Here is a 25,526-nt window from a genome sequence, read left to right on the forward strand (position 1 = left end):
AATGAACAAGGCCCGCGATCGCGGGCCTTGTTCATTGCCATTGCAGTGCACGCAGGTTCAATCGCGCCCCAGGCCCTGCATGGCCAGATTTGGGTCCGGCTCGGAGACCACGCCGTCGTTGAGATCGTGCGTGGAGCGTCCCAGCATGGTGGTCATGAGGCTGGACAGCATGGTCACGCCCCAGAAGGCGAAGAAGGCCAGCGTGTAGATTCCCTGCCGCGACCAGCCCAGGTCGCCGAGCCAGTGCAGCTCCAGCGGGTCCACGAAGGCGAATACCAGCATCTCCATCACGGCGGCGGCCAGAAAGGCCGGCCAGGCAATCCACATCCAGCGTTGGGCCAACATCAGCGATCTCCTTGAGCTGTCGAGGGTTGGCTTTCATTGTGCGCGCCGCCCTCGCACCGTGCCAAGCCCTGCGCACCCTGCACTGCCTGTAGGAAACCCTTGGCCCTCGCGCATGCTGGAGATGCCATCCACCATACAAAAAAGGCCGCGACTGCGGCCTTGTGCACGGCATTTTCCTGCGTTCAGCGGTCCGTGGGATGGTCCTGCGCGGGCGTGGCCGCGTGGTTGCGGCCGGTGACCGCGGGCGCCAGGCTCTTGGGCACTTCGCGCACGCCATCGGCACGCTCGTTGATGGTGATGCCATTGCGGTAATAGTCAGGATCGATCACGGGATCGGCGCCATTGATCGCAATGACGGCCGTGACCACGCCGGCCACCACGACGGCGGCCGGGCCGGCCACCACGAGCCAGACATGGGCGAACTTCCACCAGGGCTTGCCGGCGTCCGGATGCGAAGGGGCCGTGGCGGGCGCGGAGACTGCGGGACTGGAAGACATGGATAACCTCTTTCTTTCAAACAGCCGGCGCAGCCTGGGCGGTGCCGGCCAGACATATCACCGGGGCACCAGGAAGACGGCCTTTTCGGACGCGCGTCCCGCGCCTGAATGCACGGCATCGATATCGAAGAATACGGTGTGCGAGCCCGGCTCGGCGGAACCGTAGGGAATCTGCAGCCGCGCCGCAATGCCGCGCGTCTCGGCCGGGCCGACCTCGACCTCCTGCTCGGACGCCAGCTCCAGCCCGTCGAGGCCATGGGCGCTGATGCGGTAGCGCTGGGCCTGCTCGGTGGCATTCATGATCTGCAGGCGGTAGACATTTTCCAGCTTGCCGCCCGCGACGATGCGCGACAGCGACGCCCGGTCGCGTATCACGTCGACCTTGACCGACTGGCGCAGCGCCAGGCTCACGATCATGGCCATGCTCAGGCCGATCAGCACGGCCGAGTAGACCAGCACGCGCGGACGGAAGATGCGGCGCAGCACCTGGGCCCGCCGCCACAGGCCGGCCATGGCGTTCTGCGTGGTCAGCCGGATGAGGCCGCGCGGATACTCCATCTTGTCCATGATGGAATTGCAGGCGTCTATGCACAGACCGCAGCCTATGCATTCGTACTGCAGGCCGTTGCGGATGTCGATGCCCACGGGGCAGACCTGTACGCACATCTTGCAGTCGATACAGTCGCCCAGGCCCTGGGCCTTGTAGTCCACCTTCTTGGTGCGCGGCGCGCGCGGCTCGCCCCGGCCCGTGTCGTAGCTGACGATCATGGTGTCGCGGTCGAACATGGCGCTCTGAAAGCGCGCATAGGGGCACATGTACTTGCAGACCTGCTCGCGCATGTAGCCGGCGTTGCCATAGGTGGCGAAGCCGTAGAACAGCACCCAGAAAACCTGCCAGCTGCCCTGCAGCGCCAGCAGCTCGCCGCCCAGCTCGCGGATGGGCACGAAGTAGCCCACGAAGGTGAAGCCGGTCCACAGGGCAATGGCAATCCACAGCAACTGCTTGAGCGACTTCTTCCAGAGCTTTTCAAAGGTCCAGCCGTTCTTGTCCAGGCGCATGCGCGCGCTGCGGTCGCCCTCGACCTTGCGCTCCACCCACATGAAGATTTCGGTGTAGACCGTCTGCGGGCAGGAAAAGCCGCACCACAGGCGACCGGCCACGGCCGTGAACAGGAACAGCGCCAGCGCCGAGATGATCAGCAGGCCCGCCAGGTAGATGAAATCCTGCGGGTACAGCACCAGCCCGAACAGGTAAAAGCGCCGCGCACCCAGGTCGAACAGCACCATCTGGCGCTGCCCCCATTCCAGCCAGGGCAGGCCATAGAAAACCAGTTGGGTGAGAAACACCAGAGCCCATCGCCAGCGTGCGAAGACACCGCTGATGGAGCGCGGGTAGACCTTCTTCTCGGACTCGAACATCGACACCAGCTGGCCCGGGTCCGGGTCGGCAGGCGTGATCGGAATGACTTTGCGGGGAGGCTTCCCGGCATCATCCCCGTTCTCGGGCTTCATGGTGGGTTCCTTGGTTTTTTGGAATATCTGAAAACTCAAAAAGGCAAAAAGGCGGCGCCGCAGCGCCGCCCCCTGTCCTTATTGACGGACTGCGCCGTCTTTGTGCGACATGCCCCAGACATAGGAGGCAAGCACCGCGATCTGCGCCTCGGTCAGCTTGTCCTTCTGGGCAGGCATCTCGTTGTGCTTGCCGTTGTTGATCATGGCCGTGATGGCGGCCTCGCCCCAGCCGTGCAGCCAGATGTCATCGGTCAGGTTGGGAGCGCCCAGGGCCTGGTTGCCCTTGCCGTCCATGCCATGGCAGGCGGCGCAGGCCGTGAACTTGGACTTGCCCAGCGAAGCCTTGAGCGAGTCGTGCGGGCTGCCCGACAGGCTCAGCACATAGTGCGAGAGGTTGCGCACATCGTCGGGCGTGCCGACGGCAGCGGCCATGGGCGGCATGATGCCGATGCGGCCCGCCGTGATGGTTTCCCTGATCTTGTCGGGCGTGCCGCCATGCAGCCAGTCGCCATCGGTCAGGTTGGGGAAGCTCTTGCCGCCGCGTGCATCCGAGCCGTGGCACTGCGCGCAGTTGTTCATGAACAGGCGCTCGCCGATGGCCATGGCCTGGGGGTCCTTGGCCATGTCTTCGGTGCTCATGCTCGTGAACTTGGCGTACAGCGGCTCCAGGTCCGCGCGGGCCTTGGCCATCTCGTTTTCATAGGCGCCCAGCTGCGTCCAGCCCAGCTTGCCCGCGAACGAGCCCAGGCCCGGATAGGCCGCCAGGTAGGCGAAGCCGAACACCGAGGTGATGATGAACAGCCACATCCACCACTTGGGCATGGGGTTGTTCAGCTCGCGCAGGTCCTCGTCCCAGACGTGGCCCGTGGTGTTGTCGGCCGAGGGGACCACCTTCTTGCGTGCGGTGAGATACAGCAGCAGCAGGCAGCCGATGATGCCGCCCAGCGTGATCGCCGTGACATAGATCGACCAGAAGTTGTTTACGAAATCGCTCATGGGAAGTTCTCGTTCTGGTGGAGGGACTCAGTCTTGCTCGAACGGCAGCTGGGCGGCCTCTTCGAAACGGGCCTGGTTGCGGCGGGCGAACGCCCACCACCAGATACCGATGAAGCAGGCCAGAGAGGCCAGCGTGGCCACGATGCGCATGGTGGTGATGTCCATGTCGCTCTCCTTTACTTGACCGAACGGCCCAGCACCTGCAGGTAGGCGATGACGGCGTCCATTTCCGTCTTGCCCTTGACCTGCTCGGCGGCGCCGCTGATTTCCTCGTCGCTGTAGGGCACGCCGACCTTGCGCAGCGCGCTCATGTGCTGGGCGACCACGGTGTCATCCACCTTGTTCTTCTCCAGCCAGGAGTAGGCAGGCATGTTGGACTCGGGCACCACGTCGCGCGGGTTGTTCAGGTGGATGCGGTGCCATTCGTCGCTGTACTTGCCGCCCACGCGGTGCAGGTCGGGACCGGTGCGCTTGGAACCCCACTGGAAGGGGTGGTCGTAGACGAACTCGCCCGCCACCGAGTAGTGGCCGTAGCGCATGGTCTCGGCGCGGAAGGGGCGGATCATCTGCGAGTGGCAGTTGTAGCAGCCCTCGCGCAGATAGACGTCGCGGCCCATGAGCTGCAGCGGCGTGTAGGGCTTGAGGCCCGCCACCGCTTCCGTGGTCGACTTCTGGAAGAACAGCGGAACGATTTCCACCAGGCCGCCGACGGCGACCACCAGCAGGGTCAGCACGATCAGCAGGAAATTGTTGGTTTCCACCTTCTCGTGGGAAAAGCTCTTGGGAGCGCTATGGTTGTGATCGGACATGAGTAATGCTCCTAGACGCTCAGGCGTGGGCCACGACGGCAGGCACGGCCACCTTCACGGAACGGCCGGAGATCGCGGTCTTCCAGGTGTTCCACAGCATGACCAGCATGCCGCCCAGGTACAGCAGGCCACCGGCCACGCGGATCACGTAGAACGGATAGCTGGCCTTGACGCTTTCGACGAAGGTGTAGGTCAGCGTGCCATCGGGATTGACGGCGCGCCACATCAGGCCCTGCATCACACCGGCGATCCACATCGCGGCGATGTACAGCACGATGCCGATGGTGGCCATCCAGAAGTGCAGCTCGATGGCGCCCACCGAGTGCATCTTGGTCTTGCCGAACAGGCGCGGGATCAGGTAGTACAGCGAGCCCATGGTGATCAGGCCCACCCAGCCGAGGGCGCCCGAGTGAACGTGGCCCACGGTCCAGTCCGTGTAGTGCGACAGCGCGTTGACGGTCTTGATGGACATCATCGGACCCTCGAACGTGGACATGCCGTAGAACGACAGCGACACGATCAGGAAGCGCAGGATGGGATCGTCGCGCAGCTTGTGCCATGCGCCCGACAGCGTCATCACGCCGTTGATCATGCCGCCCCAGCTGGGAGCCAGCAGGATCAGCGAGAACACCATGCCCACGGACTGCGTCCAGTCGGGCAGCGCGGTGTAGTGCAGGTGGTGAGGACCCGCCCACATGTAGGTGAAGATCAGCGCCCAGAAGTGGACGATGGACAGGCGGTAGCTGTAGACCGGACGGCCAGCCTGCTTGGGAATGAAGTAATACATCATGCCCAGGAAGCCTGCGGTCAGGAAGAAGCCCACGGCGTTATGGCCGTACCACCACTGCACCATGGCGTCCTGCACGCCGGCGTAGGCCGAGTAGCTCTTCATCCAGCCGGCCGGAATGGCCGCGCTGTTGACGATGTGCAGCAGCGCCACGGCGATGATGAAGGCGCCGAAGAACCAGTTGGCCACATAGATGTGACGGACCTTGCGGATGCCGATGGTTCCGAAGAACACGATGGCATACGAGACCCAGGTCACGGCGATCAGCAGGTCGATCGGCCACTCCAGCTCGGCGTACTCCTTGCCCTGGGTGTAGCCCAGCGGCAGGCTGATCGCGGCGGCGAGAATGACGATCTGCCAGCCCCAGAAGGTCAGGCTGGCCAGCTTGGGCATGAACAGCCGCGTCTGGCAGGTGCGCTGCACCACGTAGTAGCTGGTTGCGAACAGCGCCGATCCGCCAAAGGCAAAGATCACGGCGTTCGTGTGCAGCGGACGCAGGCGTCCGTAGCTCAGCCATGGAATGCCGAAGTTGAGTTCCGGCCAGGCCAGCTGCGAGGCGATCAACACCCCGACAGCCATGCCCACCACCCCCCAGACGACGGCCATGATAGAGAACTGCCTTACGACGGTATCGTCGTAATAGACAGCGTTGTTATTTGAACTATCCATCGTGCACCCCTTAGATTGCTATCAAAGTGTTACTTTCTTCGCTGTCGGGCGTGTTGACCCACGTCAATCGTCCCGAAGAATGCGTTCGCCCTCTTGTTCCACGCTCTCGAATTGCCCGCGATAGACGGCCCACCACAGGGCCGCGAGGATGGCGAGCACAAGCACCACCGACAGCGGGATCAGTAAATAGAGAATGTCCATAGTCAGAACCTCCCCACCGTTGCGGTGGAGCCCGTCGGCATGGTGACGGACGCTGCGGGCGCAGCAGGCGTGCCCGTGTGATTCGTCAAGGCCAGTGGAAGGCTGCGCGCAAGGCGCGCGGCGTTGAGCACCACCAGCAGCGAACTCAGTGCCATTCCCAGGCCGGCCACCCAGGCAGGCATGAAGCCCGCCAGGGCCAGTGGAATCGACACCGCGTTGTAAGCGGCAGCCCAGGCCATGTTCTGGCGCACCACCTGCAGTGTGCGGCGCGACAACAGACATGCCTGGAGCACCAGTTCCAGGCTGTCGCCCAGAACAACGAAATCTGCGCGCGATTGTGCCAGCGGCACTGCTCTACCAAAAGCAAAAGAGACATGCGCTCCAGCTAAAACTGGGCCGTCGTTGAGGCCGTCGCCCACCATGGCCACATGGTGGCCGGCTGCCTGCGCCTGCTGCAGCCGCTCCAGCTTGTCCTGCGGGCTGCAGCCGCCGTGGGCCTGGGTGATGCCCACGCGCGCCGCCATGGCGCGTGCGGCGTCCTCGCGGTCGCCGGACAGCAGCATCACGGCGATGCCCTGCTTCCCGAGCGCCTGCACGACGGCGGCGGCCTCGGGCCGCACGTCCTCGCTGAGTACAAAGCGCGCCAGCGTATGCCAGCCCTGTTCGGTCTGCTCGGCCAGCAACACGCCCTGCACGGGCTGCTCGCCCGCCACGCCCGCATGCAGGGCCGATCCCAGGCGCAGATGGCGGCGTCCGCCCGGGCCCTGCACCCAGGCGTCCAGGCCCAGGCCTGCCACTTCCTGCATGGTGTCCAGCTTCCAGTGCGTCGCGGCATGGGCGCCGGCCTGCGCGATGGCGCGCGAGGCCGGGTGCATGGACTGGCGCGCCAGCAGCGCCGCCAGCGCCAGCACCTCGTCGGCATCCTCGCCGCGCGCAGGCTCGAACGAGGACAGCGCCAGGCCGTCGCGTGTGAGCGTGCCGGTCTTGTCGAACACCAGGGTGTCCACGGCGGCCAGCGCTTCCAGGCCCTGCAGGTTGCGCACCAGCACGCCGCTGCGCGCCAGCGTGCCGGCGGCCGTGAGCATGGCCACGGGCGTGGCCAGCGACAGCGCGCAGGGGCAGGTGACGATGAGCACGGCCACGGCCACCATCATGGCCTTGCCGGGATCGGTGGGCCACCACCAGATGGCAGCACCCAGCGCGGCCAGCAGCACCACGACCAGGAAGGGCCGCGCCACCTTGTCGGCCAGCTGGGCCAGGCGCGGCTTTTGCAGCGAGGCGCTTTCCATCAGGCCCACGATCTGGGCAAAGCGCGTGTCGGCCCCCACGCCGTCCACGCGCACATCGACCACGGCGTCCAGGTTGTAGCTGCCGGCCGTGACGCTGTCGCCCTCGGCACGCAGCACGGGCGTGGACTCGCCCGTGAGCAGGGCCTCGTCGGCATGGGTGCGGCCGCGCACGATGGTGCCGTCGGCCGGGAAGGCCTCGCCGCTGAGCACGCGCACCAGGTCGCCGGCACGCAGGCGGCGCGTGGCCACGCGCTCGAAGTGGCCGGCCGCGTTCTCGCGCAGCACGGCATCGGGCAGGCGATTCATCACGGCTTCCAGCGCACCGGCCGTGCGGTCGCGCAGCCGCAGCTCCAGCCAGCGGCCGGACAGCAGGAAGAAGACGAACATGGTCAGCGAGTCGTAGAAGACTTCCTCGCCGAAGGGCCCCGAAGGATCGAAGGTGCCCAGCGAGCTGATCACGAAGGTGATCAGCATGCCCAGCGCCACGGGCAGGTCCATGCTCACGCGGCGCTGGCGTATGTCGCGCAGCGCGCTGGAGAAGAAGGGGCCACAGCAAAACAGCACCACGGGCAGCGAGATGACCCAGGAGGCCCAGCGCAGCAGCGTCTCCATCTCCTGCGACAGGTCGCCGGGGCGGGCCACGTAGGCGGGCCACGCATACATCATCACCTGCATCATGCAAAAGCCGGCCACCAGCCAGCGCCACAGCGCACGGCGGCTCTCGGCCTGGCGGCGCTCGCGCGCAAAGGCATCGCGTGCAGGAAGCGCCTGGTAGCCGGCGCGCCGCACGGCCTCCATCCACTGGGATGGAAGCACCTGCTCGTGGCGCCAGGTGACTCGCGCGCGGCGCGTGGCTGCGCTGACTTCGGCCTTCTCCACCCCGGGCACGGCCCGCAGCGCATCCTCGATGGTCAGCGCGCATGCGGCACAGTGCATGCCCTCCAGAACGACGTGCGAATCCCAGGCGGGGAAATCGGTGGGTTCTTTGGAAGGGTCGGCGGGAGTTGCGGGGCCTGCGGGCCGTCCGAACGAACTCCACTCCTGCGGATCATCCAGCAGCCGGGCCGTGGCCTGCTGCGAGGGCGAGAGACCTGAATCAGGCGCCGCCACCGCCGCCTCGCTGGATGGGGCTGCAATGGTGTGGGGCATGGTTCTTAGCGTAATCGGGGGGCATGATAAGCGTATTGACATTAATCAACCGTTAACTCATGGTTGGGTCTATGCTGACTTCGTCCCACCCATCAGCACACACGAAAGGAGCACGCATGTACAACCGCATCCTGATCGCCACCGACGGTTCCGAGCTTTCCGACAAGGCCGTGGACAGCGGCCTGGGCCTTGCCGCTTTGTGCGGCGCCAGCGTGATCGTCGTCAAGGTGGTCCAGCACTACCCGCGCAGCTACTTCGAAGGCGGCGAAACCGTGGATCTCAAGCAGATCGAACGCATCGAAGGCCAGTGGACGGCCAACGCGCAGACCGTGCTGGATGCCATCCACGCCAAGGGCCAGGCGCTCAAGGTCCACGTGACCACGGAGATCGTCAAGTCCGACCTGGTGGCCGAAAGCGTGATCGACGTGGCCAAGCGCCGCGACTGCGACCTCATCGTCATGGCCTCGCACGGCCGCAAGGGCCTGCAGCGCCTGCTGCTGGGCAGCGAGACGCAGCATGTGCTCACGCACACCCACATTCCCGTGCTGGTACTGCGCTGAAGGGTAGCGGCAGCTTCGGCTTTCGCTGCACAAAAAAAGGCATCGGCGGCGCCGATGCCTTTTGCTTTTTCAATCAGGCCAGGGCGCGACCCGCGCCTTGGCGACCACTCAGGCGAACAACTGCTTGTGCTGGTCGCGCAGGAGATTCTTCTGCACCTTGCCCATGGTGTTGCGCGGCAGCTCCTGCACCACGAAGCAGCGCTTGGGAATCTTGAAATTGGCCAGCTGGCCCTTGAGCGCATCGACCACCGCCTGGGGCTCGAGCGAAGCGCCAGGACGCGGCACCACCACCACCACGCCCACCTCGCCGAAGTCGGGGTGCGGCACGCCGACCAGGGCGCTTTCGGCCACGCCGGGCAGCTCGTTGATGAAGCCTTCGATCTCGGCCGGATAGACGTTGTAGCCGCCCGAGATGATCAGGTCCTTGCTGCGGCCCACGATGCTCACATAGCCCCGCTCGTCGAGCTTGCCCACGTCGCCCGTGTGGAACCAGCCATCGGCCGTGAACTCCTCGGCCGTCTTCTCGGGCATGCGCCAGTAGCCCTTGAACACATTGGGGCCGCGCACCTGGATGTCGCCGATCTCGCCCACGGCCACCGGCTGGCCTGCGTCGTCCACGATGCGCACGCCCACACCGGGCAGCGCAAAGCCCACGGTGCCGGCGCGGCGCTCGGACTGGCCGCCGTTGCGGCCATCGGCACGGTAGGGGTTGGAGGTCAGCATGATGGTCTCGCTCATGCCGTAGCGCTCCAGGATGACGTGGCCGGTGCGCTCCTGCCAGTCGCGGTGCGTCTCCACCAGCATGGGTGCCGAGCCCGAGATGAACAGCCGCATGTGGGCCGCCGCCTCGCGCGTGAGCCGCGCATCGGCCAGCATGCGCACGTAGAGCGTGGGCACGCCCATGAAGACGGTGGCATCACGCATGCGCGAGATCACCGTGCCGGGTTCGAACCTGGCCAGCCAGATCATGGGACTGCCGTTGAGCAGCGCGCCATGGATGGCCACGAACAGGCCATGCACATGGAAGATGGGCAGCGCGTGGATGAGCACGTCGCCGTCCTGCCAGCCCCAGTAGTCCTTGAGCGTCTCGGCGTTGGACAGCATGTTGCCGTGCGTGAGCATCGCCCCCTTGCTGCGGCCCGTGGTGCCGCTGGTGTAGAGGATGGCGGCCAGATCGTCCTCGCCGCGCTCCACCACCTCTTGCTCGTCGCCATGGTGGGCGGCGCGCTCCAGCAGCGTGCCGCTGCGGTCGTCGCCCAGGGTGTAGACATGGGCCACGCCCGAGGTGAAGGCGATCTTGGACACCCAGCCGAAATTGGCCGGCGTGCAGACCACGACGGCGGGCTCGGCATTGCCCACGAAGTACTCGATCTCGGCGGCCTGGTAGGCGGTGTTCAGCGGCAGAAAGACATGGCCGCTGCGCAGCGTGGCCAGGTAGAGCATCAGCGCTTCCACCGATTTGTCCACCTGTACGGCAATGCGGCTGGCGGGCGGCAGCTGCAGTGACTGCAGCAGGTTGGCCATGCGCGCGCTGCCACGGTCCAGGTCGGCCCAGCTGTAGAACAGGCTGGCGCCGTCAGCGCCTATGGCCTCTACGGCCCACTTTTGCAGATCCTGGGGAAAGGCGGCGCGCAAGGCAGCGAACAGATTGCGGTTGGTCATGGCTGTGAAGAAGAAGGAAGAATCCGCTGGGGACCGGGAAATCTCAGGCACGTTCATGGATTGGCGAAGGCGGCGCCACGGACAGCTCGCGCAGGATGCGCTCGCGGTCCGCGTCCAGCGCGGGCGGCTGCCTGCGCACCAGGGGCTGGCAGAGCGAGGCCTGCAAGGGATTGCCCGCCACGCGCAGCGTCTGGCCGCTGGGGGTCTGCACCTGGGCCAGCATGCCGCGCTCGCGCACCTGGGGGTGCTCGACGATGTCGGCCACGCTGTTGTACTCCCCCGCCGGGATGCCATTATCAGTGAGCAACCCCAGCCAATGCGCCCTGGGACTGTCCCGCAGGCGCGCCTGCAGCGCGGCCTTGAGCTCGGCCTGGTGCTCGCACCGCTGCGCGTTGCCGACAAAGCGCGCGTCCTGCGCCAGTTCGGGCAATTGCAGCAGGCCGCAGAGCTTGCGAAACAGCGCATCGCTGCCCACGGCGATGACGAACCAGCCGTCCTGCGCCTCGAACACATCGAAGGGCGCCATGGAGGGATGCCGCGTGCCGATTGGCCCCGGCACGCTGCCCAGCGCGCCCAGGCGGGCCACAGGGTTTTCCAGCAAGGCCACCTGGCAGTCGAGCATGGAGACATCGACGCGCTCGCCCTGCCCCGTGCGCGAGCGGCGCATCAAGGCCGCCTGTGTGCCGATGACCGCGTACAGGCCCGCGCCCAGGTCGCCGATGGACACGCCCACGCGGCAGGGCCCGGCGTCCGGGTGGCCGGTCACGCTCATCATGCCGCTCATGGCCTGCACCACCATGTCGTAGGCGGGAAAGCCGCTGTAGGGACCCGTCTGGCCAAAGCCAGAGACCGAGGTCATCACCAGCCGGGGATGGCGTGCATGCAGGGTCTCCCAGCCATAGCCGAGCTTGTCCATGGTGCCGGGGCGAAAGTTCTCGACCAGCACATCGGCGCCTTGCAGCAGGCGCTCGAAGACCTCGCGGTCCTGGGGCTGCTTGAGGTCCAGCGCAATCGACTCCTTGTTGCGATTGACCGAGAGGAAATAGGCCGAGCCCCCGTCCACGAACGGCCCGATGCCGCGCGCATCGTCGCCCGTGCCGGGCTGCTCCACCTTGATCACGCGCGCGCCCAGGTCGGCCAGCATCTGCGTGCACATGGGGCCGGCCAGCACGCGCGTGAGGTCGATGACGGTAAGGCCTTGCAGCGGCAGGCCCGTGGCTTGTTCATTCATAGGGATTTCCATATCGTTATCTATTGCTTGACGCGACACCCACAACCCATGGGACCGGCGGGGCCCAAGACCAGGACACCGAGGAAGGGCCGCCCCCCCGCACCGAGGGTGTCGTCGCCCCCGCGAAGCGAGAGGGGGAAGGCGCGTGGCGCCTCAGGGGGGGGGGTCTCACTGCAGCCCGGCGCCGGAACGCTGGGTCAGGGCCTTGGACTCCTGCCCTTCCTTGAGGGCCCAGGCACGGAATTCCTCTAGGGATGCCGAGGGCGCGGCCAGATTGCCCTGCTTGGCCAGCCTGGCCTTCACATCGGGGTCTTCCAGCGCCTTGGTGCTGGCATCGAACAGCTTCTTCGCCACGTCCTCGGGCAGACCCGCCGGGGCGAACAGGCCGAACCAGAACGTGTAGTCAAAGCCCGGCACGCCGGACTCCTTCATGCCCGGCAGATCGGGGAACAGCGGCGAGCGTTCGGCCGTGCTCACGGCCAGCATTCGCAGCTTGCCCGCCTGGGCCAGCGGCAGCACCGAGGGCGGCGTGCCGAAGGTCAGGTCCACATCGCCAGCGGCCACGGCCTGTATCGATGGCGCCCCGCCCTTGAACGGCACATGCAGCATGCGCAGGCCGCCGCTGGCGCCCGCAAACGACAGCGTGGCCAGGTGCGTGATCACGCCTGCGCCCGAGGAGGAATAGCTGAGCTTGTCGGGCTGGCTGCGCGCCAGCGCCACCAGATCGCCCACGCTCTGGCCCGGAAAATCCTTGCGCACGGCCAGCAGCATGGGGGCCGAACTCCAGCGCGTGATGCCCGTGAAATTGCGCGCGCCTTCATAGCGCGCGCTCTTGTAGAGCAGCTGGTCCGAGCCATAGATGTTGGCGCTGCCCAGCAGCAGCGTGTAGCCGTCGGGCGCTGCACGCGCCACATGCTCGGAGGCCAGCGTGGTGCCGGCGCCCGGGCGGTTGTCCACCAGCAGGGGCTGGCCCAGGATCTTGCCGACCTTGTCGGCCACGATGCGCGCCACCGCGTCGGCGCCGCCGCCGGGCGGAAATCCCACGACCAGCGTGACGGGCCGGGCGGGATAGGACTGGGCCATCGCGCCACCGGCCAATCCGGCCAGCAGCAACGACAGTGCAAAACGCTTGAACATGGCTTGTCTCCTCTTTATTGATACCCCCTGAGTCGCTGCGCGCCTTCCCCCAAAGGGGGACGACACCCTCGGTGCGGGAGCGGTCCTTCCTCGGTGTCCCCGGGTTGGGCCGCGCCGGTTCCGTGGGCTGTGGGCGGTAGGCAGCACCACGGGCAATCTGCGTGTATGCGGGAGGATGCGGTTCAGCGCCCCTTGAACTCCGGGCTGCGTTTCTCGCGCCAGGCCCGGCCCCCTTCCTGCAGGTCTTCGGAGGCGATGCTGCGCTGCACCTCGCGCGTGATCTCGGCCACGTCATGGCGGCCGCGCGCAATCAGGTTCAGGTGCTTTTTCATGCCGAACAAAGGGATGGGCGCCATGGCGGCCAGCGTGCCGGTGAGCTGGGCCACGGCCGCGTCGAAGGCGGCGGGTTCGGCCAGATGGGTGAGGAATCCGCAGGCCTTCATCTCCGGGGCCTGGATGCGCTCGCAGGTCAGGAACAGCCGCTTGGCCGTGTCCAGGCCCAGGCGCGAGACATAGCGCTCCAGCCCGCCCGCGTAGAAATGCAGGCCCAGGCGCGCGGCCGGCATGAACATTTCGGCCGCCGTGCTGCCCACGCGAAAGTCGCAGGCCAGGGCCATGTCGGTGGCACCGCCGTAGACGCCGCCGTGGATGGCGGCCACGGTCACGGCGCAGCATTGCTCGATGGCGTCCACCATCTCGCCGAAGCTGCTGCCCTCGGTCTGGCTGCCTTGGATCTCTGATATATCATAGCCACTGCAAAAGTACTTGCCCTCGCTGCGCAGCACCACCACGCGCACATCGTCGCGGCGGTTGATAAGCTCCACATGCGCGACTAGCGTGCCCAGGTCTTCGGGGGCCAGCTTGTTGGCCGCTTCGGGGCGCTGCAGCGTGATGGTGGCCAGGTGATCCTGGATGTCGAGTCTGGGCGTCATATGTATCAGTCAGTCAATCAGATATATTTGAATTAGAAAATGCTTCCAGCCAAGCAGCCATTGGAGAAAACCCCGGCCACGTCCAGCCTGCAGGAGCGTATACGGCAATCGCTGGAAGACGAGCTGCGCTCAGGCGCCATGCAGCCCGGCGATGCCATCGACGAGCCGGCCCTGTGCGAGCGCTTCGGCGCCTCGCGCACGCCCGTGCGCGAGGCGCTGCTGCTGCTGGTGGCCAAGGGGCTGGTGGAGATCGTTCCGCGCTCGGGCATCTATGTGCGGCGCCTGGATGCGCGCGAGCTGGTGGCCATGATGGAAGGCCTGGCCGAGCTGGAAGGCGTGCTGGCCCGGCTGGCCGCCACGCGCATCCATGCGCAGCTGCGCGAGCGGCTGCAGGCGGCGCTGGCGCACACCGCCGCCTGCGCCCAGGCGCAGGATGCCCAAGGCTATGTGCAGGCCAACATGCAGCTGCACGAACTGATATACGAGTCCAGCGGCAACGACTTCATCGTGGAACAGACCCGGCTGCTGCGGCTGCGCATCACGCCCTACCGGGGCCGGATGTTCGAGAAGCCGGGCCGCCTGGCGCGCTCGCAGCAGGAGCACGTGGCCGTGGTGTCTGCGATCTGCGCGGGCCAGGCGGAGGTGGCCGCCGAGGCCATGCGCCAGCACATCTGCGCAGGCGGCAGCGCCTTCACCGACATGGTGCTGGGCGCGCCCGCAAGCGCAGGCTATGAACGCCCGCGCAAACCGAGATAGCCCGAAGAGGGCTCAGGGCCGCACTTCGAAGGCCAGGAACTGCGTGACCTGGTTTTCCGCGAAGTTGTTGTCGGCCACCAGCACCAGGGTGCGGTTGCCGTTGGCCAGGCGCGGGCCCCAGGAGATGCCTTCGATGTTGTCCAGCTTGACGCCCTGGTAGGTCACGGGCATCTCCAGCAGCAGGTCGCGCTTCATGGGCTTGTAGCTGGCGCCGACCAGGCTCTTGAAGCTGCGCACATCGGTGGTGTCCGGCTCGATGGTGGCGCGCGTCAGGCGGATGGTGTTGCCTACGCCGTCGGCAAAGGCGCGCTCGATGGCGATGAACTCGTGGTTGGAGACCGCCAGCAGCTCGGGCAGGCCGTTGTCCGGCGGAAAGCTGCCGCTGGCGGCCTTGTCCAGCGGAATCTTCGGCAGTTGGTAGGCGTACTGCGCGCCGGACTTGCCCGTGGCCGGATCGAGCTTGAGGACGCGGACCACGCTGCCCGCCGCCAGCGTGGTGAGGGGGCCGTCTTCCACCAGCGCATCCTCGTTGGCCGTGAACACGCTGCCGTCGGGCGTGACGGCCAGGGCCTCGAACAGCTTGTTGTTGCGCCCTCCGCTGGTGGTGTTGTCCACGTAGTTGAAGGCCGCAGGCGTCTCGAAGTCGCGCACGAAGCTGCCGTCCACCCTGATCTCGCGCACGAAGGGCTGGAACAGGCTGGCGGGGTCGGTGCTGAAGTTGCCCTCGCTGGACACGTAGAGGTTGCCGTTGGGCGCCACGCGGATGCCTTCGGGGTCCACGGTGCGGCGCGTGCCGGGCAGGGGCTGGCCGTCGCGGCCCTTGAGCGTGACCATCTTGCGGATGGTCACGGCCTGGATGGCCTTGTCATCGAACTGAATGCCCAGGTTGTAGAAGCGCGGCGTGCCGCGCTCGCCGCCGCGCTCATCGGAGATGGCCCAGTAGCTGCCATCGGGCGCGCGGTCCAGGCCGGAGATGCCGCCGAACTCCACGCCGTCGAACAGTGTCTTGGTCTTGATTCTGTAGTCGCCGATCAGCCGCAGCGAGCCGATGGTCTCGGGGCCGTCGTCGCTGCCGCCGCAGCCTGCCAGGCCCGTGGCCGTGCCGAAAGCCAGGACCAGCGCGAGCAGCACGGATGCGGGCGAGCGGACCTTGTCTGCCTTGTTCATATTCCCTCCCAGGATGGATCTCAGAAGGGATGGACCGTAGCCAAGGCCCGTGACAGGGTGGTGACATGCACGCGCATGCCGCCGCCCTGCCCCCGCCCCTCGTCCGCTACTCCAGCTTGGCGCCCGAGGCCTTGACCACCTGGGCCCAGCGCGCGATCTCGCCATGCACCATGGCCGCGAACTGCTGCTGATTCATGCCGCCGTAGTCGGCGCCGTTGCGCGCCCAGATGGACTTGATCTCTTCGGCCGAGCCTATGCGCTGCACATGGTCGATGACCTGGGCCTGCACCGCCTGCGGCGTGCCCTTGGGCGCCCACAGGCCGTACCAGGTCGTGACCGTGTAGTCGGGCAGGCCGGACTCGGCCGCGCAGGGCACGTCGGGGAAGGCGGGGTTGCGCTTGTCGCCCGAGACCATCAGCGCACGGATGCGTCCGCTCTTGATGTGCTGGGCCGAGGAGCCCAGGCCGTCGAACATCATGTCCACATTGCCGGCGATCAGGTCCTGCAGCGCCGGGCCTGCGCCCCGATAGGGAATGTGGGTGATGAAGGTATTGGTCTGCAGCTTGAACAGCTCTCCGGCCAGATGGTGCGATGTGCCCGCGCCCGCCGATGCGTAGTTGAGCTTGCCCGGCCGCTTGCGCAGGTCGGCCAGCAGCTCCTGCACGGTCTTGCCCGGCACGTTGCGCGGGTTGACCACCAGCACCTGGGGCACGCTGGCCAGCAGGGCCAGCGCGACGAAGTCGCGCTCCAGGTCATAGTCCAGGCGGGGGTACATGGACGGCGCAATCACATGGTGGGTGCCGCCCATGAAGAAGTTGTAGCCGTCCGGCGCCAGCTTGGCCGCGTAGCTGGCGCCCAGGGTGCCGCCTGCGCCGCCACGGTTGTCGATCACCAGGGTCTTGCCCGCGCTCTTGGCGAACTGGGCCGAGAACGGCCGGGCAAAGGCATCGGTGCCCCCGCCGGCCGGAAACGGCACGACCAGGTTCACGGGTTTGGACGGCCAGTCCGCCGCGGCGCGGGCTGCCATGGGCAGGGCCAGCGCGGCCATCGAGGCCCCGGCCGCGCGCAACACCGCGCGCCGCCCCGTGGGGTGGGAAGCTTGCATGACTTGTCTCCTTGTCGCCTCTTTGAGGCTGTCTTCGTTGTCAGGCGCAGCAATCCCTGTGCAAGAAAAGGGGCACGGCCTGCGCCGCGCCCCTTTTCATTTGCACAGGGCTTCGATGTCCGAGGACACCGGTATGCGGCCCTGCGCCAGCAGGCCGCGATGCTTGTCCAGGCGCTTGAGGTCGTAGAGATAGTTGACCATCAGGCCCAGCGACTGCTTGAGTCCCTTGGCCGACAGGTCGGCCGCCCAGTTGAGCCGCTCCACGCGCGCGCCGTTGCCCAGGTGAAAGCGCGCCACCGGGTCCAGCGGCCGGCCCTTGGCCGTCTCGCGCCCCAGATAGTGGGCAGCGCAAAACAGCAGGGCGCGGCGCACAGGCGCGTCGGGCTTGAGATCCTGCGGCGCATCCAGCGCCGCCAGCAGGTGCTCGGCGCCCATGCCGCCCGCCTTGAGCTCGAAGGCCTTGCGCTGGCGCTCGTCCATCTTCTCCAGGATGGCGTCGCCGTGCTTGGCGATCCAGGCGCGCAGGCCCGGAATGGGCGACAGCGTGGCGAAATGGCGCAGCCGGGGGAATTCGCCCGTCAGCGTCTCCACCACATGCTTGATCAGCGAGTCGCCGAAGCTCACGCCACGCAGGCCGGTCTGGGTGTTGCTGATGGAGTAGAAGATGGCCGTGGTGGCGCGGCCCAGGTCGGAGGCTGCGGCGGTCTCGTCCAGCAGTGGGGCAATGCTGTCGGACATCTTGTCCACCAGCGCCACCTCCACGAAGATCAGCGGCACGGTGGGCATGCGGGGGTGAAAGAAGCCGTAGCAGCGGCGGTCGCTGTCCAGGCGGTTCTTGAGATCGGCCCAGCTGCGGATGTCGTGCACGGCCTCGTACTGGATGAGCTTTTCGATCAGCGAGGCCGGCGAGTCCCAGCTCAGGCGACGCAGCTCCAGCAGGGCCACGTCGAACCAGGTGGAAAACAGATGCTCCAGCTCGGCATCCAGCGCGGAAAAGCGCTGCTGCTCCGCCTTGGGCAGGGCCAGCAGTTCGGCACGCAGGTCCACCAGAAAGCCCATGCCGCCCTGGGGCTGGGCAAACCGCTGCAGCAGCCGCGTGCGCGGCGACATCAGCGCGCGGCGCAGATCCATTTCGGCATGGCCGCGCTCGGCGTCGCTGGTGGCCGTGTCATAGCGCTTGCGTGCGGTCATCAAGGCGTCGGTGTCGGGGCCGAACTGCTCGACGATCAGCGCCCAGAAATCCTGGCGCGCCGGCAGCTCGGCCTGGGCATACCAGTCCATCAGCTGCTGCGCGTGGCGGCCGCCCTCGACATCGCTGAGCGCTGCGTCGGCGGCAGCCTGCAGGTCTTCCATGAGCTTGCGCAACTCGCGCGGGGACAGCACTTCCTGGCCTCGGCGCAGGGTGGCCTGCAGGCGCTGGGCCGTGCCGCGCGGCGCGGGAGCCTTGGCTGCATCGCCTTCGGCCTTTTTTGCAGGCGCAGCGGCCTCGGTGCTGCGAAAGCGGGACACATTGCGGGCAATCCAGTCGGTAGCCAGACCCATTCAGACACTCCTCCATATCAAGCGGTCACGGGACTGTCATGCCGCCAACGGGCCAATGACAATCCCTTGCTGCTCACATTATGGGAGTCTGTACGCCAGCGCGTGTACGCCGATGTCGCGTTCTTGTCTTCGGGCAATCCCCAGCACGCGCGCGCCACGCCAAAAAGAAAGCGGGCCCAGGGCCCGCTTCGCATTGTGTCCAGCCAGGTTCAGGCCGGCTTGCCCGCATGGGCCGGATAGGCCGGACGCCCCGCCGCCCACAGCCACATGGCAATGCCGCCGATCACCATGGGCACGCATAGCCACTGGCCCATGCTCATTCCCAGCGACAGCAGGCCCAGGAAGTCGTCAGGCTCGCGGAAGTACTCGGCAATGAAGCGGAAGGCACCATAGCCGGTCAGGAAGACCGCCGCCACCTGGCCCGGCTTGTGCTCCTTGCGTGCATACAGCCACAGCAGCACGAACAGCAGCAGGCCTTCGAGCAGAAACTGGTAGACCTGCGAAGGATGGCGCGGCAGCATGGAGCCGCTTTGCGGGAAGACCATGGCCCAGGGCAGCTCGGGGCTGGCAAAGCGGCCCCACAGTTCGCCATTGATGAAGTTGCCGACACGGCCCGCCGCCAGGCCCGTGGGCACGCAGGGCGCGACGAAGTCGGCCACCTCCAGCCACGAGCGTGCGCGCGAGCGCGCGAACCAGACCATGGAGCCGATGACGCCGATCAGCCCGCCATGAAAGCTCATGCCGCCCTGCCAGACGTAGAAGATCTCCAGCGGATGGCTGAGGTAGTAGCCGGGCTTGTAGAACAGGCAGTAGCCGAGCCGCCCGCCGACGACCACGCCGAGCACGCCCAGGAAAAGAATGTCTTCCACGTCCTTGCGCGTCCAGGCGCGGTCGCCCTGCATGCGCACGAAGGGCGGGTGGCGCAGCCTGCGCGTGCCCAGCCAGAGGAAGAGGCCGAAGGCGGCCAGATAGGTCAGGCCGTACCAGTGCACGGCGAGGGGCCCGATCTGCAGGGCCACGGGATCGATCTGCGGGTACATCAGCATGGTCGGCATTGTGCCGCAGCGCCGCATGGCCGGCGCCGGCCAGGGGTTGGAAAGATGGCGTCCCGCCCGCTCAGCCTTGCGGGCCTTCCTGGATGGCCGTGAGCTTGTCCAGGGCAGACAGCAGATGGCGCTGCTCGGTGGCGGTGAGCAATTGCTCCAGTTCGTCTTCCAGCTGCACCACCACGCCTTCGGCCCGCGCCTGCAGTGCGCTGCCGTCGTCCGTCAGGTGCAGCTGCTGCAGCCGGCGGTCGCGCGGATCGGGCTGGCGCCCGATGAGGCCGCGCTGCACCAGGCGCTCGACCACGGGCACCAGGTTGGAGGGCGAGATGTCCAGCGCCTCGCCCAGCTGGCGCAGGTAGATGCCGGGATTGGAGTGGATCAGCACCAGGATGGAGAACTCGCTGGGCTTGAGGTCCAGTTCGGCCACGCGCCGCGCAAACAGCTTGTGGATGTGGATTTCCGCGCGCGTGAGGCGGTAGCCCAGAAAGCGCTGCAGGCGCGACTGGTCGACGGCGGGTTCGAAGGAGCTGTCCATGGACACGGATCCGGAAGAGGAAGAAGGCGCAACGAAGCAAGGCCGCACCGGCGCCTGCGGTTCTGCAGGGCTGGTGCGGCGTTCCATCATAAAAGCCCCGGCAGCCCGCTCAAGCCACGGCGGCTGGCAGCGGCGTACGGGCAGCGGCCTCGGTACGGCGCAGCCAGTGCTCCGCATCCAGCAGGCCATGCGCAAGGAACCAGGCCGCGCTGTCCGCCTTGGAGCGGCGCAGCGCCGGATCGGCCAGCGGCAGGCTGACGCGCGCCGCGCGTGCCCAGGCAAAGGCCATGCACAGCGTGCCGACCAGTCGCAAGTAGTCCTCGGCACAACGCGCCAGCAATTGCCTGTCGCCGGCAGCGCCGGTGCACAGCTCGCCCGTCAGCGCTTGCATGCGCTCGGCCCAGCTGCGCAGCGCGCCTGCAAAGCCGGTCTCCATGCCCGCGGCGTCGCAGGCATCGGCCTCTTCACGCAGCACCTTCAGCAGCGGCGCCAGCGCGGCACCGCCGCTGGAGGCCACCTTGCGCTGCAGCAGGTCCAGCGCCTGGATCTGGTTCGTGCCTTCGTAGATCATGGCGATGCGGGCATCGCGCAGCGTCTGCTCGATGCGGTACTCGTGCACATAGCCGTAGCCGCCGAAGACCTGCAGAGCCTCGCTGGCCAGCGCAAAGCCCCGCTCGGTGAAGAAGGACTTGACCACGGGCGTGAGCAGCGAGGCCAGCGCATGGGACTGGGCGCGCTCCTCGGCATCCGGCGCCTGTTCGGCCAGGTCCAGCTGGTGCGCCACCCAGCCTGCAATGGCGCGCATGCCTTCGGTCCAGACGCGCAGGTCGGCCAGCATGCGCTGCACGGCTGGCTGCAGGGCGATGGGGTCGGCGGGGCCCTGCGCATCGGCGGGCCGGGGCTGGGCGCGCATCTGGCGTCGCTCGGCCGCATAGGCGCGCGCCAGCTGCCAGGCCATCTCGGCATGGCCCAGGCCCTGCAGGCCCACGTGCAGGCGGGCCGAGTTCATCATCACGAACATGGCAGCCAGGCCCTGGTGGGGCTGGCCCACCAGCCAGGCCTGCGCGCCCTCGAAGCGCATGGCGCAGGTGGCGCTGCCCTTGATGCCCATCTTCTTTTCGATGCCGTCGCAGTAGATGGCGTTGGGCAGAAAGCTGCCGTCGTCCCGGGGAATGCCGCGCGGCGCCAGGAACAGCGACAGGCCGCGCGTTCCCTCAGGCGCATCGGGCAGGCGCGCCAGCACCAGGTGGACGATGTTCTCGCTCATGTCCTGGTCGCCGCCCGAGATGAAGATCTTGCTGCCGTCCAGGCTGTAGCTGCCATCGCTCCGGGGCCTGGCCTGGCTGCGCAGCAGGCCCAGGTCGGAGCCGGCCTGGGGCTCGGTCAGGCACATGGTGGCCAGCCAGCGGCCGCTGACGATGTGGGGCAGGTAGGTGGCGCGCAGGTGCTCGTCGCCATGCGCGTGCAGGCAGGCATAGGCGCCGTGCAGGATGCCCGGATACATGGTCCAGCCATGGTTGGCCGAGGCCAGCATTTCGTGCAGCGCGGCGTCCAGCAGCTGGGGCAGGCCCTGGCCGCCAGCGTCGGGGGCGCAGGCCAGTGCGGGCCAGCCTGCCTCCACGAAGGCTGCATAGGCGGCGGGAAAGCCGTCGGGCGTGCGCACCCTGCCCTGCTCCAGGCGGCAGCCTTGCAGGTCGGCCGGGCCGTTGAGCGGGGCCAGCACGTCGGCGCAAAAGCGCCCGGCCGCCTCGACCACCATGTCGGCCGTCTCCTGGTCCAGGGCTTCGTGGGCCGGCATGCGGCGCCAGTCGCCCTCGGCGCCCAGCCAGTGCTGCTGGACGAAGCGGATGTCCTGCAGCGGCGGCTGGTAGTGCGAGCAATGTGATGCCTGCGCGCTCATGCCCGGCCCTCCGTGGCCGCGACCAGGCGGCGGTAGGGACCGATGGCGCTGGCCAGGCACAGCACGGACAGCAGCGCGGCCAGTGCGGACACCAGGCCCAGCGACAGGCCCACGAGCTTTTCGTCATGGAAGACGAAGTCCGTGAAAAAGGCCACGAGGAAGGGACCGAGGCCCAGCCCGATCAGGTTGATCAGCAGCAGGTAGATGGAAGTCACCTGGCCGCGCAGCTGGTTGGGCGTGACCGCCTGCAGGATCGGCGGCGCCAGCGCCACCGGCATGCCCAGAAAGAAGGTGGTGGCCGCCACGGCCACCAGGGCCACCGTGGGCGTGGGCGCAAAGGCCAGCACCAGGCCGGTGATGACGAGCACGCCGGTGGCCACCAGCGAGATGACGATCGACCCCACCTGCTTGCCGCGCGCCGTGAGGTAGTCGGCCAGGAAGCCGCTGAGCAGCATGCCGCCAATGCCGAAGGTCAGGATGATGACGCCGTAGGCCGGGCCGATCTCGCCGGGCGTCCAGCCCCACTGGCGGATGAAGGTGGCCGGCAGCCAGGCCGTGACGCCGAAGGTGATCATGGCCGTGATGCCCGGCGCCAGCAGCAGCGGCAGGAAGGCGCGCTTGTTGCGCAACACATGGGACAGGTCGGGCGCCGGTCCCGCGGGCGCGGCCACTTTGGCGGACGCGGCCCGGGCCTGCAGGCCCCGGCGCAGCGGCTCGCGCACGGTGTACATCAGCGCCACCAGCGGAATGCCGGGCAGGGCCACGAAGATGAAGGCCGCCTGCCAGGGCTTGAAGCTGCCCAGCAGCGGGAACACCACCTCGCCGGCCTGGCTGGTGGCCTGGATGACCAGGCCGCCCACGATGAAGGCCGTGGCCGAGCCGATGTACACGCCCGAGGTGTAGATGCTCATGGCGCGTGCGCGGCGCTCGGGCGGGAAGTAGTCGGCCAGCATGGAATAGGCCGCCGGCGACAGTGCCGCCTCGCCCACGCCCACGAACATGCGCGCCACGAACAGCGAGACGAAGCCCGTGACATAGCCGCCCGCCGCCGTGGCCACCACCCAGATCGCCATGCCGATGACGATGAGGTTGCGGCGGTTCCAGCGGTCGGCCAGGCGCCCCAGGAAGATGCCGACGAAGGTGTAGAAGATGGCGAAGGCAAAGCCGTGGACGATGCTGAAGACCCAGTCCGACAGCTGCAGATCCTTCTTGATGGGCTGCACCAGCAGGCCCAGGATCTGGCGGTCCACGAAGGACAGGGTGTAGGCCAGCAGCAGGATGATGGTGACGTAGTAGGCATAGCCGAGTCCGTTCGACTCGGCCGGCGCGGGCGTGGACACGCGGCCCGGCGGGTAAGGCAGGCTCATGGAGACCTCCTGTGGAGGAAGGGAAAGCGGAAAAAAGAAAGCGGGAAAGCGAGACAGGGCTGCGCATGAAAAGGGCCGGCGCGCCGCGCCAGCCCTTGCGCGGGCATCAGCCGGCGCTGTGCTCGACCAGCATCAGCGCATCGAGCGCGACCACGCCCTGCCCTTCGGGCAGCACGATGACCGGGTTGAGGTCGATCTCGCGGATGGCCGGCGTGCCGCGCAGCACCTGGCCCAGGCGCACGATGAGTTCGGCCAGCGCCTGGCGGTCCAGCGCCGGGGCGCCACGGTAGCCGTGCAGCAGCGGCGCGCCCTGCAGGCGGTCCAGCTCGCGCAGCACCTCGCCGGTGGACAGGTCGGCGTCCAGCAGGCGCGCGTCGCGCATGATCTCGGCCGTCACGCCGCCCAGGCCCGCCAGGATCACGGGACCCCACTGCGGATCGTTGCGCGCGCCGATGATCATCTCCAGGCCACGCCGGCCCATGGCCTCGACCAGCACGCCGTCCAGCGCAATGGCGCTGTCATAGGCGGCCACATTCGCATGCAGCCGGCCCCAGGCCTCGCCCATGGCCTGCGCATCGGCAATGTTCAGGATCACGCCGCCTGCATCGCTCTTGTGGCTGAGGTCGGCCGACTGCGCCTTGAGCGCCACGGGCCAGCCGATCTCCGCCGCAATCGCCACGGCCTGCTCGGCCGAGGTGGCCAGGCGGCCCTTCGCAAACGGCACGCCGACCTGGGCCAGCACGGCCTTGGATTCGTACTCGGGCACCACCGTGCGGCCTGCGGGCAGGGCCAGCGCGACGGGCTGGGCATCGGTGCACTCGAAACTGCGCTGGCTGAAGGCGGTCAGGCGCTGCACGGCGCGCAGGGCACGCTCGGTGCTGGGGAAATACGGCACGCCCAGCGCACGCATCTCGGCGATGAACTCGGCAGGCACGGCCGCGCCCTCGTCCAGGCCCGCCACGATGACGGGCTTGGCCGGCCGCAGCTCGCGCACGGCGCGCAGCACGGGCGGCATCTTGATGCCGCAGGTCACCGGGTCGCCCTGGATCAGGCCGACGATGATGGTGGAAAAGCGCGCATCGCCAAACAGCGCATCCAGCGTGCGGAAATACAGGTCCGGCTCGACCAGGCCCTGGGCCGTGAGGTCCAGCGGGTTGCTCACGCCCACGAAATCGGGCAGCGCAGCCCGCAGCGCGGGCGAGTCGTCGTCGCCGATGGCGGGCAGTGCCAGGCCCAGCTCCTCGGCCCAGTCCAGCGTCAACGCCTTGAAGGCACCGGACTCGCCCAGCACGGCAACTCCAGCTGCAGCTGCTGCACCGGCTGCACCAGCCGATGGCAGCACCGGGCAGCGGATGGCGATCTCGGCGATGTCGCCCAGCTCCTCCAGTGTCTCGGCAAACACGGCGCCTGCGCGTTCCAGCTTGGTGCGCATCAGCGCATAGTCGCCGGCCATGGCGCCGGTGTGCGTGGCGGCCGAGGCGCGCGCCGCGCTGCTCTTGCCCGGATGCAGCAGCACCACCGACTTGCCCAGGCTGCGCGCACGGGCCACGGCGGCCAGAATGCGCCCGGGCTGGCGGAACTGCTCGACGATCATGGCGACCACGCGCGTGGAAGGCTCCTCCAGCAGGAAGTCCACATAGTCCTCGGCATGGCTGGCGGCCTCGTTGCCCGTGGAGATGGCGTGCGACAGCGGCAGCGCGCGGCTGGCCAGCGTGGTGCACAGCACGGTCATCATGGCGCCGCTTTGCGAGACCACGCCAATGGCGGGCCGCGCGGCATCGACCTGCTGCGCGTCGATATTCACCTCGACAAAGGTCAGCGGCACGCGCTGCAGGTAGTTGATGCAGCCCAGGCAGTTGGGGCCCTCCACCACCATGCCGGCCTCGGCGGCGATGCGTGCGATCTCGCGCTGCTCGGCCATGCCGCGCTCGCCTGCCTCGGCAAAGCCGGCCGAGAAGATCACCACCGCGCCCACGCGCCGCGCCGCCAGCGCGCGCACCGTGTCCAGCACAAAGGGCTGGGGGATGGCCAGCACGGCCACGTCAACGCCCTCGGGCAGCTGGTCCACCGAAGCCAGGCAGGCCCGGCCGGCGATCTCGCTGCGCTTGGGATTGATCAGGTGGATGTCGCCAGCGAAGCCGTTGCGCTCCAGATTGCCCAGCACCGATGCGCCCAGCGCACCCGGCGTGGCCGAGGCGCCGACGATGGCGATGGAACGCGGCCTCAGCAGCCTGCCGATGTCGGGCCGCACGGCGGCCGCCATCTCTGTCGTTGTCATTCTTGTCTCCAATGATTAAAGCTGGGAGGCCTACCGCGCGTGGTGGACGCTGCC

Annotated in this window: 23 protein-coding genes; 2 read left to right on the forward strand and 21 right to left on the reverse strand. The window is 67.6% G+C overall.

What is annotated here, in order from left to right; translation table 11 throughout:
• Positions 1-57: 57 nt before the first annotated feature.
• The 9 genes from U6958_RS23030 to U6958_RS23070 all read right to left on the reverse strand — a co-directional run bounded on the left by U6958_RS23030 (position 58) and on the right by U6958_RS23070 (position 8,254).
• Positions 58-345 (reverse strand): hypothetical protein, encoded by a 288-nt coding sequence (locus U6958_RS23030; protein ID WP_016445204.1) that lies wholly within the window; start codon positions 343-345, stop codon positions 58-60.
• 182 nt (positions 346-527) lie between these two features.
• Entirely contained in the window at positions 528-842 is a 315-nt protein-coding gene (locus U6958_RS23035; RefSeq protein WP_016445203.1) for a FixH family protein, read from the reverse strand.
• A 57-nt stretch (positions 843-899) separates the two neighbouring features.
• Entirely contained in the window at positions 900-2,354 is a 1,455-nt protein-coding gene (ccoG, locus tag U6958_RS23040) for a cytochrome c oxidase accessory protein CcoG (protein WP_016445202.1), read from the reverse strand.
• A 78-nt stretch (positions 2,355-2,432) separates the two neighbouring features.
• Positions 2,433-3,350 (reverse strand): cytochrome-c oxidase, cbb3-type subunit III, encoded by a 918-nt coding sequence (gene ccoP, locus U6958_RS23045; protein ID WP_016445201.1) that lies wholly within the window; start codon positions 3,348-3,350, stop codon positions 2,433-2,435.
• Between the two features lie 27 nt (positions 3,351-3,377).
• Positions 3,378-3,515 carry a cbb3-type cytochrome c oxidase subunit 3 gene (locus U6958_RS23050; protein ID WP_016445200.1) on the reverse strand — a complete coding sequence of 46 codons (138 nt, stop codon included), beginning with the start codon at positions 3,513-3,515 and terminating at the stop codon, positions 3,378-3,380.
• A gap of 11 nt (positions 3,516-3,526) precedes the next feature.
• Positions 3,527-4,159 carry a cytochrome-c oxidase, cbb3-type subunit II gene (gene ccoO / locus U6958_RS23055; protein ID WP_016445199.1) on the reverse strand — a complete coding sequence of 211 codons (633 nt, stop codon included), beginning with the start codon at positions 4,157-4,159 and terminating at the stop codon, positions 3,527-3,529.
• A 19-nt stretch (positions 4,160-4,178) separates the two neighbouring features.
• On the reverse strand, positions 4,179-5,615 hold the full coding sequence (ccoN, locus tag U6958_RS23060; RefSeq protein ID WP_016445198.1) for a cytochrome-c oxidase, cbb3-type subunit I: 1,437 nt from the start codon (positions 5,613-5,615) through the stop codon (positions 4,179-4,181).
• A gap of 63 nt (positions 5,616-5,678) precedes the next feature.
• Complete coding sequence (gene ccoS, locus U6958_RS23065) at positions 5,679-5,816, reverse strand: cbb3-type cytochrome oxidase assembly protein CcoS (protein ID WP_013803228.1); 138 nt, start codon at positions 5,814-5,816, stop codon at positions 5,679-5,681.
• 2 nt (positions 5,817-5,818) lie between these two features.
• The gene (locus U6958_RS23070) at positions 5,819-8,254 is read right to left on the reverse strand and encodes a cation-translocating P-type ATPase (protein WP_047327124.1); all 2,436 of its coding nucleotides are present in this window, start codon (positions 8,252-8,254) and stop codon (positions 5,819-5,821) included.
• Positions 8,255-8,370: 116 nt separating this feature from the next.
• Between U6958_RS23070 and U6958_RS23075 the strand changes: the two genes are divergently transcribed.
• The gene (locus U6958_RS23075; protein ID WP_016445196.1) at positions 8,371-8,814 is read left to right on the forward strand and encodes a universal stress protein; all 444 of its coding nucleotides are present in this window, start codon (positions 8,371-8,373) and stop codon (positions 8,812-8,814) included.
• Positions 8,815-8,922: 108 nt separating this feature from the next.
• On the opposite strand, the gene U6958_RS23080 is transcribed toward U6958_RS23075, so the two are convergent.
• The 4 genes from U6958_RS23080 to U6958_RS23095 all read right to left on the reverse strand — a co-directional run bounded on the left by U6958_RS23080 (position 8,923) and on the right by U6958_RS23095 (position 13,776).
• The gene (locus U6958_RS23080; RefSeq protein WP_074922976.1) at positions 8,923-10,476 is read right to left on the reverse strand and encodes a malonyl-CoA synthase; all 1,554 of its coding nucleotides are present in this window, start codon (positions 10,474-10,476) and stop codon (positions 8,923-8,925) included.
• A gap of 43 nt (positions 10,477-10,519) precedes the next feature.
• On the reverse strand, positions 10,520-11,707 hold the full coding sequence (locus U6958_RS23085) for a CaiB/BaiF CoA-transferase family protein (protein ID WP_074922975.1): 1,188 nt from the start codon (positions 11,705-11,707) through the stop codon (positions 10,520-10,522).
• A gap of 168 nt (positions 11,708-11,875) precedes the next feature.
• Positions 11,876-12,844, reverse strand: coding sequence for a tripartite tricarboxylate transporter substrate binding protein (locus tag U6958_RS23090; RefSeq protein ID WP_016453082.1), 969 nt, complete (start codon positions 12,842-12,844; stop codon positions 11,876-11,878).
• A 182-nt stretch (positions 12,845-13,026) separates the two neighbouring features.
• Positions 13,027-13,776 carry an enoyl-CoA hydratase/isomerase family protein gene (locus U6958_RS23095; RefSeq protein WP_074922974.1) on the reverse strand — a complete coding sequence of 250 codons (750 nt, stop codon included), beginning with the start codon at positions 13,774-13,776 and terminating at the stop codon, positions 13,027-13,029.
• Positions 13,777-13,815: 39 nt separating this feature from the next.
• Between U6958_RS23095 and U6958_RS23100 the strand changes: the two genes are divergently transcribed.
• Positions 13,816-14,532, forward strand: coding sequence for a GntR family transcriptional regulator (locus U6958_RS23100; RefSeq protein ID WP_074922973.1), 717 nt, complete (start codon positions 13,816-13,818; stop codon positions 14,530-14,532).
• A gap of 12 nt (positions 14,533-14,544) precedes the next feature.
• On the opposite strand, the gene U6958_RS23105 is transcribed toward U6958_RS23100, so the two are convergent.
• The 8 genes from U6958_RS23105 to U6958_RS23140 all read right to left on the reverse strand — a co-directional run bounded on the left by U6958_RS23105 (position 14,545) and on the right by U6958_RS23140 (position 25,472).
• Entirely contained in the window at positions 14,545-15,699 is a 1,155-nt protein-coding gene (locus U6958_RS23105; RefSeq protein ID WP_074922972.1) for an esterase-like activity of phytase family protein, read from the reverse strand.
• A 106-nt stretch (positions 15,700-15,805) separates the two neighbouring features.
• Positions 15,806-16,804, reverse strand: a complete 999-nt coding sequence (locus U6958_RS23110) for a tripartite tricarboxylate transporter substrate binding protein (protein WP_074922971.1) — start codon at positions 16,802-16,804, stop codon at positions 15,806-15,808.
• A 96-nt stretch (positions 16,805-16,900) separates the two neighbouring features.
• Positions 16,901-18,346, reverse strand: a complete 1,446-nt coding sequence (locus U6958_RS23115) for a malonyl-CoA decarboxylase (RefSeq protein ID WP_016445189.1) — start codon at positions 18,344-18,346, stop codon at positions 16,901-16,903.
• Between the two features lie 209 nt (positions 18,347-18,555).
• Positions 18,556-19,401 carry a prolipoprotein diacylglyceryl transferase gene (gene lgt, locus U6958_RS23120; protein WP_223275185.1) on the reverse strand — a complete coding sequence of 282 codons (846 nt, stop codon included), beginning with the start codon at positions 19,399-19,401 and terminating at the stop codon, positions 18,556-18,558.
• A gap of 61 nt (positions 19,402-19,462) precedes the next feature.
• The gene (locus U6958_RS23125; protein WP_043789709.1) at positions 19,463-19,927 is read right to left on the reverse strand and encodes a MarR family winged helix-turn-helix transcriptional regulator; all 465 of its coding nucleotides are present in this window, start codon (positions 19,925-19,927) and stop codon (positions 19,463-19,465) included.
• 109 nt (positions 19,928-20,036) lie between these two features.
• Positions 20,037-21,827, reverse strand: a complete 1,791-nt coding sequence (locus tag U6958_RS23130) for an acyl-CoA dehydrogenase (RefSeq protein WP_074922970.1) — start codon at positions 21,825-21,827, stop codon at positions 20,037-20,039.
• Positions 21,824-23,194 carry an MFS transporter gene (locus tag U6958_RS23135; protein WP_017405759.1) on the reverse strand — a complete coding sequence of 457 codons (1,371 nt, stop codon included), beginning with the start codon at positions 23,192-23,194 and terminating at the stop codon, positions 21,824-21,826. Before U6958_RS23135 ends, U6958_RS23130 begins: the two co-directional genes overlap by 4 nt.
• A 106-nt stretch (positions 23,195-23,300) precedes the next feature.
• On the reverse strand, positions 23,301-25,472 hold the full coding sequence (locus tag U6958_RS23140; protein ID WP_074922969.1) for an acetate--CoA ligase family protein: 2,172 nt from the start codon (positions 25,470-25,472) through the stop codon (positions 23,301-23,303).
• Between the last annotated feature and the right edge of the window lie 54 nt (positions 25,473-25,526).

This window comes from Delftia lacustris, from assembly GCF_040267515.1.
GTDB classification, from domain to species: Bacteria; Pseudomonadota; Gammaproteobacteria; order Burkholderiales; family Burkholderiaceae_C; genus Comamonas; species Comamonas tsuruhatensis.

Coding starts and splice junctions, on each gene's coding strand:
- U6958_RS23030 (WP_016445204.1), bottom strand. CDS start 345: ATGTTGGCCCAACGCTGGATGTGGATTGCCTGGCCGGCCTTTCTGGCC.
- U6958_RS23035 (WP_016445203.1), bottom strand. CDS start 842: ATGTCTTCCAGTCCCGCAGTCTCCGCGCCCGCCACGGCCCCTTCGCAT.
- ccoG (WP_016445202.1), bottom strand. CDS start 2,354: ATGAAGCCCGAGAACGGGGATGATGCCGGGAAGCCTCCCCGCAAAGTC.
- ccoP (WP_016445201.1), bottom strand. CDS start 3,350: ATGAGCGATTTCGTAAACAACTTCTGGTCGATCTATGTCACGGCGATC.
- U6958_RS23050 (WP_016445200.1), bottom strand. CDS start 3,515: ATGGACATCACCACCATGCGCATCGTGGCCACGCTGGCCTCTCTGGCC.
- ccoO (WP_016445199.1), bottom strand. CDS start 4,159: ATGTCCGATCACAACCATAGCGCTCCCAAGAGCTTTTCCCACGAGAAG.
- ccoN (WP_016445198.1), bottom strand. CDS start 5,615: ATGGATAGTTCAAATAACAACGCTGTCTATTACGACGATACCGTCGTA.
- ccoS (WP_013803228.1), bottom strand. CDS start 5,816: ATGGACATTCTCTATTTACTGATCCCGCTGTCGGTGGTGCTTGTGCTC.
- U6958_RS23070 (WP_047327124.1), bottom strand. CDS start 8,254: ATGCCCCACACCATTGCAGCCCCATCCAGCGAGGCGGCGGTGGCGGCG.
- U6958_RS23075 (WP_016445196.1), top strand. CDS start 8,371: ATGTACAACCGCATCCTGATCGCCACCGACGGTTCCGAGCTTTCCGAC.
- U6958_RS23080 (WP_074922976.1), bottom strand. CDS start 10,476: ATGACCAACCGCAATCTGTTCGCTGCCTTGCGCGCCGCCTTTCCCCAG.
- U6958_RS23085 (WP_074922975.1), bottom strand. CDS start 11,707: ATGAATGAACAAGCCACGGGCCTGCCGCTGCAAGGCCTTACCGTCATC.
- U6958_RS23090 (WP_016453082.1), bottom strand. CDS start 12,844: ATGTTCAAGCGTTTTGCACTGTCGTTGCTGCTGGCCGGATTGGCCGGT.
- U6958_RS23095 (WP_074922974.1), bottom strand. CDS start 13,776: ATGACGCCCAGACTCGACATCCAGGATCACCTGGCCACCATCACGCTG.
- U6958_RS23100 (WP_074922973.1), top strand. CDS start 13,816: ATGCTTCCAGCCAAGCAGCCATTGGAGAAAACCCCGGCCACGTCCAGC.
- U6958_RS23105 (WP_074922972.1), bottom strand. CDS start 15,699: ATGAACAAGGCAGACAAGGTCCGCTCGCCCGCATCCGTGCTGCTCGCG.
- U6958_RS23110 (WP_074922971.1), bottom strand. CDS start 16,804: ATGCAAGCTTCCCACCCCACGGGGCGGCGCGCGGTGTTGCGCGCGGCC.
- U6958_RS23115 (WP_016445189.1), bottom strand. CDS start 18,346: ATGGGTCTGGCTACCGACTGGATTGCCCGCAATGTGTCCCGCTTTCGC.
- lgt (WP_223275185.1), bottom strand. CDS start 19,401: ATGCCGACCATGCTGATGTACCCGCAGATCGATCCCGTGGCCCTGCAG.
- U6958_RS23125 (WP_043789709.1), bottom strand. CDS start 19,927: ATGGACAGCTCCTTCGAACCCGCCGTCGACCAGTCGCGCCTGCAGCGC.
- U6958_RS23130 (WP_074922970.1), bottom strand. CDS start 21,827: ATGAGCGCGCAGGCATCACATTGCTCGCACTACCAGCCGCCGCTGCAG.
- U6958_RS23135 (WP_017405759.1), bottom strand. CDS start 23,194: ATGAGCCTGCCTTACCCGCCGGGCCGCGTGTCCACGCCCGCGCCGGCC.
- U6958_RS23140 (WP_074922969.1), bottom strand. CDS start 25,472: ATGACAACGACAGAGATGGCGGCCGCCGTGCGGCCCGACATCGGCAGG.